Annotated in this window: 6 protein-coding genes and 2 pseudogenes; 6 read left to right on the forward strand and 2 right to left on the reverse strand. The window is 65.2% G+C overall.

Going from position 1 to position 9,060, the window contains the following annotated elements; genetic code table 11:
• Positions 1-32 precede the first annotated feature (32 nt).
• Positions 33-590, forward strand: coding sequence for a nucleotidyltransferase family protein (locus EET03_RS01850; protein ID WP_075541114.1), 558 nt, complete (start codon positions 33-35; stop codon positions 588-590).
• A gap of 4 nt (positions 591-594) precedes the next feature.
• Here the strand turns inward: EET03_RS01850 and EET03_RS01855 are convergent, their stop codons facing one another.
• Positions 595-2,025: an amino acid permease gene (locus EET03_RS01855; protein WP_063469050.1), complete on the reverse strand. Its 1,431-nt coding sequence runs from the start codon at positions 2,023-2,025 to the stop codon at positions 595-597.
• 555 nt (positions 2,026-2,580) lie between these two features.
• On the opposite strand from EET03_RS01855, the gene dnaK reads away from it, so the two are divergent.
• The 5 genes and pseudogenes from dnaK to EET03_RS32875 all read left to right on the forward strand — a co-directional run bounded on the left by dnaK (position 2,581) and on the right by EET03_RS32875 (position 8,764).
• Entirely contained in the window at positions 2,581-4,446 is a 1,866-nt protein-coding gene (dnaK, locus tag EET03_RS01860; protein WP_063469051.1) for a molecular chaperone DnaK, read from the forward strand.
• Positions 4,443-5,108, forward strand: coding sequence for a nucleotide exchange factor GrpE (gene grpE / locus EET03_RS01865; protein ID WP_075541115.1), 666 nt, complete (start codon positions 4,443-4,445; stop codon positions 5,106-5,108). The genes dnaK and grpE overlap by 4 nt, the downstream gene beginning before the upstream one ends.
• 58 nt (positions 5,109-5,166) lie before the next feature.
• Complete coding sequence (gene dnaJ, locus EET03_RS01870) at positions 5,167-6,354, forward strand: molecular chaperone DnaJ (protein WP_075541116.1); 1,188 nt, start codon at positions 5,167-5,169, stop codon at positions 6,352-6,354.
• Positions 6,354-6,725: a heat shock protein transcriptional repressor HspR gene (locus EET03_RS01875; protein ID WP_023370059.1), complete on the forward strand. Its 372-nt coding sequence runs from the start codon at positions 6,354-6,356 to the stop codon at positions 6,723-6,725. Before dnaJ ends, EET03_RS01875 begins: the two co-directional genes overlap by 1 nt.
• Positions 6,726-7,101: 376 nt before the next feature.
• A pseudogene (locus EET03_RS32875) lies at positions 7,102-8,764 on the forward strand (transposase).
• Positions 8,765-8,888: 124 nt separating this feature from the next.
• Here EET03_RS32875 and EET03_RS31070 read toward each other — a convergent pair.
• Positions 8,889-9,060 (reverse strand): annotated as a pseudogene (locus EET03_RS31070) (hypothetical protein); the annotation flags it as partial.

Here is a 9,060-nt window from a genome sequence, read left to right on the forward strand (position 1 = left end):
TTGTCGCCTTTTGAGAAGCCCAATGTCATCATATGAGAGTGGCATTATCGGAGTCGATAGTCATCGGACTCCTCTTAGCCGCAGGCGCCGGGCGGCGGTATGGACGTCCGAAGGTCCTCGTGGAAGGTTGGCTCGAGGCCGCGCTGGATGCGCTGACCGGCGGGGGTTGCACCGAAGTAGTCGTGATTCTGGGCGCTGCCCAGGTGGCGGTCCCGCCCGGCGTTACCGCGGTCACCGCTGCGGATTGGCAACAGGGCCTGAGCGCGTCGGTGCGCGCCGGCCTTGCGCAGGCCGATCGCATGAACGCGGACTACGCCGTCTTACACGTCATCGATACACCCGATGTCGACGCCTCGGTGGTGGCGCGAGTGGTCGACCGTGCGTTGGCGTCCCGCAGTGGTCTGGCGCGGGCGTACTTCGGCGAACGGCCCGGACATCCGGTGGTTATCGCCCGCGGGCATTGGCCGGCAGTGCTGGCCGCGATCTCGGGGGACCAGGGGGCGGGCGCTTATCTGCGGGGGGCGCGGACGGTCGAGGTCGTCGACTGCGGCGACCTGGCCAGCGGCGTCGACATCGACGAACCGCTGTGATGCGCTATTGGGTGTGCTGGGTCGTTTCTGCGGTGTGCTGGACGGCAGCCACAACACGGTGGCGCACCAGATACCAGCCGCCGATGAGGGCGGGGATGCCCAGCAGCATCGCGGCGAGCATCCAGCGTCCGTATGTCTGGTTGAACAGCATGAGGATCAGGACGGCCGCCAGGAAAACCAGGGTGAGCCAGCCGCTGTAGGGGGATAGTGGCATCCGGAAATGCGGGCGCTGCAACGTCCCTGCGGTCGTCAAACGGTGAAATCGCAATTGGCACGCCACGATGGTCGCCCAGGCCACGACGACTCCGGTTGCGGCGATATGCAGCACGATCTCGAAGGCCTGGCTCGGTTTGATGGCGTTGAGGACGATGCCGAACAGGCCAATTCCGGCGGTGAGCAGGATTCCGCCATACGGCACGCCGTTCTTCGACATCGGTGCGGTGAATTTCGGGCCGCTGCCGTTGATGGCCATCGATCGCAGGATCCGTCCCGTGGAATACAGGCCGGCGTTCAGGCTCGAGAGTGCGGCGGTGAGCACCACGAGGTTCATCAGGCTGCCGCCCCCGGCAAAACCGATCTTGGAAAAGAAGGTGACGAACGGGCTGACGTGTTCCCGGTAGGCGGTGTAGGGCAGCAGTAGCGCCAGCAGGATGGTCGAGCCGATGTAGAACACCGCGATGCGGAACACCACCGAGTTGATCGCCCGCGGCATGATCTTTTCCGGCTCGGCCGCTTCCCCGGCCGCGATCCCGACCAGTTCGACGGCGGCGTAGGCGAACACCACCCCGGAGGTGACGAGCACCAGCGGCAGCAGCCCGGCCGGCAGCAGTCCGCCGTGGCTGCTCCACAGCGATACCCCGGTCTGCTGACCGTCGACTTTGAAACGTCCGGCCAGGAAAACCGTGCCGACGACAAGGAACACCACCAGCGCCAGCACCTTGACCAAGGCGGCCCAAAATTCCAATTCCCCGAAGAGGCGCACCGAGATCAGATTCATCGACAACACCACCAGCAGCGCGCTCAACGCGAGCGCCCATTGCGGAATCACGTGAAACGCCGCCCAGTAATGGAAGTAATGTGCGATCGCCGTGGTGTCGACTATCCCGGTCATGGCCCAGTTCAGGAAGTACATCCAACCGGCCACGTAAGCCGCTTTCTCGCCGAAGAATTCGCGGGCATAGGACACGAACGATCCGGACGACGGGCGGTGCAGCACCAGTTCGCCCAGCGCGCGCAGGATCAGGAAGACGAAGATCCCGCAGACCCCGTAGACCAGGAACAACCCCGGTCCTGCCGACGCGAGCCGGCCGCCGGCGCCGAGAAAAAGTCCGGTCCCGATGGCGCCGCCGAGCGCGATCATCTGCAGCTGCCGATTGTTGAGGGTTTTGTGGTAACCGGAGTCTTCGCGGGTGAGCATGCTAGGAGGCGGTGCCATCGAATTCCTTATCGCCGTAGCTTGCGGAAACGCCGCGAGACTGGGTGCCAGGCTATCCCACGAGCGTCAGGCAACGCATGACGTATGGGGCTGAGCGGGGGGCGTATTTGAGTGTGCTTCGGTGGCGTTTGAGCGTGCTTCGGTGGCGTCGAGTGTGTGCTGGTGGCGAGCCGGAGCGCCTTGGGTTCAACCCTCAGTTCACACTCGGCGCCCCAAGCGCACACTCGCCGAACGCGTTGAGAAGGGGTCTTCACTGCGTCGCGCCCGTCGGCGACCTCTGCCCGGGAAGCCGTATAGGCCGGCATCCGTTGGAACTTCCCGGCGACTGCACCGCGCCGGTCCGCTGCGGCGCATGAAACTGACGGGATTCGCCGGTACCGACATCAACAGCCGACCCCGGGAACAAGAGCGAGGCCGACACCGTTAGCATGATCGACAAGTTGAGTGGATCAAGCTCAACCCTGTTTGACAGCAAGTCCCGCTGGGAGCAGGCTTGAGCGGGGTTCACTCAGCATAGTGCAGTACAGAAGGTCTACATACTCAGGAGGAATCACCATGGCTCGTGCGGTCGGAATCGACCTCGGGACCACCAACTCCGTCGTCTGCGTGCTGGAGGGTGGTGACCCTGTCGTGGTCGCTAACTCCGAGGGCTCACGGACCACTCCGTCTGTCGTCGCGTTCGCGCGTAACGGCGAGGTGCTGGTCGGCCAGCCCGCCAAGAACCAGGCGGTGACCAACGTCGATCGCACCGTGCGTTCGGTCAAGCGACACATGGGCTCCGACTGGTCCATCGAAATCGACGGCAAGAAATACACCGCGCCCGAGATCAGCGCGCGTGTCCTGATGAAGCTCAAGCGCGACGCGGAGGCCTACCTCGGTGAGGACATCACCGACGCGGTGATCACCGTGCCCGCCTACTTCAACGACGCCCAGCGCCAGGCCACCAAGGACGCCGGCCAGATCGCCGGCCTCAACGTGCTGCGGATCGTCAACGAGCCGACCGCCGCGGCGCTGGCCTACGGCCTGGACAAGGGCGAGAAGGAACAGACGATCCTGGTCTTCGACCTCGGTGGCGGCACCTTCGACGTCTCCCTCCTCGAGATCGGCGAGGGCGTGGTCGAGGTCCGCGCCACCAGCGGTGACAATCACTTGGGCGGCGACGACTGGGACGACCGGATCGTCAGCTGGCTGGTCGACAAGTTCAAGGGCACCAGCGGCATCGACCTGACCAAGGACAAGATGGCGATGCAGCGGCTGCGGGAAGCCGCCGAGAAGGCCAAGATCGAGCTGAGTTCGAGCCAGTCGACCTCGATCAACCTGCCCTACATCACCGTCGACGCCGACAAGAATCCGCTGTTCCTCGACGAGCAGCTGACCCGGGCAGAGTTCCAGCGCATCACCCAAGACCTGCTGGACCGCACCCGCAAGCCGTTCCAGTCGGTGATCGCCGACACCGGTATCTCGGTGTCCGACATCGACCACGTGGTGCTGGTGGGCGGCTCGACCCGGATGCCGGCGGTGACCGACCTGGTCAAGGAGCTCACCGGTGGCAAAGAGCCCAACAAGGGTGTCAACCCCGACGAGGTGGTGGCCGTCGGTGCCGCGCTGCAGGCCGGTGTGCTCAAGGGCGAGGTGAAAGACGTTCTGCTGCTTGATGTTACGCCACTGAGCCTGGGTATTGAGACCAAGGGCGGCGTGATGACCAAGCTGATCGAGCGCAACACCACGATCCCGACCAAGCGGTCGGAGACCTTCACCACCGCCGACGACAACCAGCCGTCGGTGCAGATCCAGGTCTATCAGGGTGAGCGCGAGATCGCCGCGCACAACAAGCTGCTCGGGTCCTTCGAGCTGACCGGCATCCCGCCGGCGCCCCGCGGCGTCCCGCAGATCGAGGTCACCTTCGACATCGACGCCAACGGCATCGTGCACGTCACGGCCAAGGACAAGGGCACCGGCAAGGAGAACACCATCCGGATCCAGGAAGGCTCGGGCCTGTCCAAGGAAGAGATCGACCGGATGATCAAGGACGCCGAGGCGCACGCCGAGGAGGACCGCAAGCGTCGCGAAGAGGCCGACGTCCGTAACCAGGCCGAGACGCTGGTCTACCAGACGGAGAAGTTCGTCAAAGAGCAACGCGAGGCCGAAGGTGGCTCCAAGGTTCCCGAGGAGACGCTGAGCAAGGTCGAAGCCGCGGTCGCGGAGGCGAAGACGGCACTTGGTGGCACTGATATTGCCGCGATCAAGTCGGCGATGGAAAAGCTCGGCCACGAGTCACAGGCGCTCGGACAGGCGATTTACGAGGCCACTCAGGCTGAGGCTAGCGCTGCCGGCGCGGCGCAGCCGGGCGGCGGCCCGTCGGGCTCAGCTGACGACGTGGTGGACGCGGAGGTGGTCGACGACGACCGGGAGTCCAAGTGACCGAAAGCAACCCACGCGAACAGGTGACGGTCACCGACAAGCGGCGCATCGATCCGGAAACGGGCGAGGTACGCCATGTCCCTCCCGGCGATGCGCCGGGAGGGCCGGTACCCGGAAGCTCGGCGGTCGGCACCGACAAACTGGCGGAAAAGGTTGCCGAGTTGACGGCCGACCTGCAACGGGTGCAGGCCGACTTCGCCAACTATCGCAAGCGTGCGCTGCGTGACCAGCAGGCCGCGGCGGACCGGGCAAAGGCCGCCGTTGTCAGCCAATTGCTGCATGCGGTGGACGACATCGAGCGGGCGCGCAAGCACGGAGACCTGGATTCCGGGCCGCTGAAGGCCGTCGCCGACAAGCTGATGAGCGCGTTGACCGGCCTGGGGTTGAAGCCATTTGGCGCCGAGGGCGAGGATTTCGACCCGGTGTTGCACGAGGCGGTGCAGCATGAGGGCGGTGGCGGACAAGACGCCAAGCCGGTGATCGGAACCGTCATGCGGCAGGGCTACCAGCTCGGTGAGCATGTTCTGCGAAATGCCCTGGTCGCCGTCGTCGACACGGTTGCTGACGACACGGCCGAATCGGATGCACCGCCCGTGGCCGACGAGCCCGTCGAAACCGAGCAGCCCGACACGAGCGATAACGCCGACGTGCCCGGTGAATAAGGCCGAGAATCAGAGGCGAGACAAAACTACAGAGACAAAGGTGAGGAGGTGACGCAACATGGCCCAGCGAGAATGGGTCGAGAAGGACTTCTATAAGGAGCTGGGCGTCTCCTCCGACGCCACCGCTGAAGAAATCAAGCGGGTGGCTCGAAAGTTGCTCGCCGAGAATCATCCCGACCGGAACCCGGGCAACAAGGCGGCCGAGGATCGCTACAAGGCGGTCTCCGAGGCAAAGGAAGTGCTCACCGATCCGGCCAAGCGCAAGGAGTACGACGAAACGCGCCGGCTTTTCGCCGGCGGCGGTTTCGGCGGCCGTAGGTTCGACGCCGGCGGCTTCGGGGGCTTCGGGGGAGGCAGCTACGGCTCCGATGGCGCCGAGTTCAACCTCAACGATTTGTTCGACGCCGCCAGCCGTTCCGGCGGGACCAATATCGGTGACTTGTTCGGCGGGTTGTTCGGCCGCGGCGGCAGCGCCCGTCCCAGCCGGCCGCGACGCGGCAACGATCTGGAGACCGAGACCGAGCTTGATTTCGTGGAGGCCGCCAAGGGCGTGGCGATGCCGTTGCGGCTGACCAGTCCGGCGCCGTGCACCAACTGCCACGGCAGCGGAGCGCGCCCGGGCACCAGCCCCAAGGTGTGTCCGACCTGCAACGGCGCCGGGGTGATCAACCGGAATCAGGGCGCGTTCGGCTTCTCCGAGCCCTGCACCGATTGCCGGGGTAGCGGCTCGATCATCGAGCACCCTTGTGATGAGTGCAAAGGCACTGGCGTCACCACCCGTACCCGCACCATCAATGTGCGGATCCCGCCGGGCGTCGAGGACGGACAGCGAATCAGATTGCCCGGGCAAGGCGAAGCCGGGTTGCGCGGTGCGCCGTCGGGAGACCTGTATGTGACGGTGCATGTTCGGCCGCACCCCGTGTTCGGGCGCGACGGTGATGACCTGACCGTGACCGTTCCGGTCAGCTTTACCGAATTGGCTTTGGGTTCAACACTTTCCGTGCCAACGCTGGACGGGACCGTTGGCGTTCGGGTGCCGAAGGGCACCGCCGATGGTCGGATCTTGCGGGTGCGCGGCCGTGGCGTGCCCAAGCGCAGCGGCGGTAGCGGCGACCTGCTCGTCACTGTGAAGGTGGCCGTTCCGCCGAACTTGGAAGGCGCCGCCGAAGAGGCACTTCAGGCCTACGCGGCGGCTGAGCGGTCCAGCGGGTTCAACCCCAGGGCCGGTTGGGCGGGTAATCGCTGATGGCCAAGAAGGACGAGTCTCGTACGTTTCTGATCTCGGTGGCTGCCGAGTTGGCCGGCATGCACGCGCAAACGCTGCGCACCTATGACCGGTTGGGTTTGGTCAGTCCGAGGCGCACTTCGGGTGGGGGGCGGCGCTATTCGGAGCGTGACGTCGACCTGCTGCGTCAGGTGCAGCATCTCTCGCAGGAAGAGGGCGTCAACCTCGCCGGCATCAAGCGCATCATCGAGCTGACGAATCAGGTGGAAGCGCTGCAGGCGAGGGTCAAGGAAATGGCCGAGGAATTGGCGGTCCTGCGCGCCAATCAACGTCGTGAGCTTGCGGTGTTGCCTAAGAGCACGGCCCTCGTCCTCTGGCAACCGCGCCGGTGAGCGGAGCTCGCGAACGCGGGCGAGCCGCGCCGGGTGAGCGGAGCTCGCGTAAGCGGGCGAGCGAACGCGGGCGAGCGAACGGCGCCATCGCCGGGGCCCGTGTGAGCGGGCGAACGACAGTTACGGCAGCTTGACGTTGTGGAACCCGACTTGGCTCAAGCTCAAGTTCGTGCGCACGTCAGCGAGCAATGTTGATGAGGGCTTGGGTATCGGGTCGGCGGCGGTGCGGCCTTGGTTAACAACGAAAATCTGTATGCCCCAATGTGTTTCAGCTTCGATACGATGCTGCTGACCAGCCTAGGGCGGTGCTGCTTTAGTTACCGAGTTTCGGCGTGCCGGAGCGACTTTGGGGTTGGTGGGCGGCGAGGATCTTTGTGTGGCTTTGGGACGGGAGAATCGGCAGGGCCGGTTCGATGATGTGATGCTGCTGGTTGGTGATCAGCTAGCGCCGGGCAGTGTTTATCGGCTGCTGGCCGAGCACGGCGGGGCATTGTTCGGTGATGACTATTTCGCGGATCTGTTCAAGCGTTCGGCGTTGGGGCGCCCGACGGTGCCGGCGCGGGTGATGGCCACGGTGATGCTGTTGCAGGCCTACGAGGGATTGTCGGACCGGGAGGCGTGTGACCGGTTGACCTTTGACCTGCGCTGGAAGGCCGCGGCCGGGTTGACGGTAGACGCGGAAGCTTTTCATCCGACGGTGTTGGTCGGCATGCGCAACCGATTGCGCGCGTCGACGCGGTTGTTCGACGACGTCAACGCCACTGCGCGAGCAGCGGGCTTGCTGCGGGGGCGCCGCCGGGTGCTGGATTCGACTCCGCTGTTGGATGCGGTCGCCACCCAGGAAACGGTGATCCAGCTGCGGGCTGCGATCCGGAAACTGCTGACCGTTGCTGATCGGGCCGATCCGGAGTTGGCTGCCGTGCGTAGCGTGTTGACCCGCGACGATGACTACACCAGTGTGGGCAAACCACCCCTGTGATTGGGATGACCCCCAAGGCTCGTGAAGCTTTTGGTGGATGCGTTAGGGCGTGATGCCAATGCGGCATTGGAGGTCCGCGACGGCCGTAACCTCGAGGGGGGCGCTCGCTGAGGTGGTCGAGTTGCTGGCGCTGGTGGCTGGCCAAGACGTCGAAGCTGGTCAGGACGGGATCTTCCGCATTGCGCGGCGGGTAGCCAAAGACCGGATGATCTCCACCGTCGACGCCGAAGCCCGCCATGGGCATAAGTCGCGGGCGCGGACCTTCGATGGCTACAAGTCGCACCTGGGCATCGACCCCGATGACGAACTGATCACCGGCGTTGCGGTCACCCCGGCCAACGCCGCCGACCGTGAGGTCATCGACAAGCTGCTCTACAACCCAGTCACCGACGCCACAAGTGGTGCACCCGATACCCTCACCGACGCCGACAACACCGACGTAACCGATGCCGATGCTGCGGTCAACGACTCCGGTGAGCACGTCGATGACGATCTGCAGCCGAAAGTTTATGAGGTGTACGGCGATTCGGCCTATGCCGATGGAGCAACCCTGGATGCGCAGACCAGGCGGGGCCGCGACATGCGCGCCAAGGTTCCCCCGGTGCGCAACGCCAACGGCTATTCCAAAGACCAGTTCGGCATCGACCTGACCGCCGGCACCGTGACCTGTCCGGCGCAGCACACCGTGGCCATCAGCACCGGCCGGCGTCGGCAGGTGGCCCGCTTCGGTGCGTTGTGCGGGTCGTGCCCGCTGCGGACCGAATGCACCAAAGCCCGCAGCGGGCGGGTGATCACCATCCATGCCCATGAAGCCGCACTACAGCACGCCAAGACCCGCCAACGCGACCCGGACTGGCAGGCCGATTACCGATCATATCGACCGGTCGTAGAACGCAAGATCAGCCACTTCATCCGCCGCCCCTGGGGTGGGCGCAAAGCCTGCTGCCGCGGCCAACAACGCATCCTGACCGACATCCTGGCCCGAGCAGGCGCGATCAACCTCGCCCGGCTGGCCATCCTGGGCCTGCACTCAAACGCCGGAGGCTGGGCCATCGCCTGACCCGCGACCACCGAGCCACCCGACCATCTGGCCACCTCCGCGATGCCAACCAATCACCACAGCTGCCGAATCCCGACACCGCAAAAAATCTCGGCACGCTGGGGGCAACTACATCGGCGAGTTCCTAGTTGTTTGTCGGTGGTGGTTGGGGTTGGAAGGGTTCATACCACCACCAGTGGGCGCGCTCGCCGGTGGGCCCGGGGCACGGCGCGACGGTGGGCGGGGGTTGGGTTGGTGGGCGCGCCAGCGATCCTGGGCGCAGCGGTCGGCCGGCGTTGTCGGTGACGGTGAGGGCG

This window comes from Mycobacterium innocens, from assembly GCF_900566055.1.
Classification (GTDB): domain Bacteria; phylum Actinomycetota; class Actinomycetes; order Mycobacteriales; family Mycobacteriaceae; genus Mycobacterium; species Mycobacterium innocens.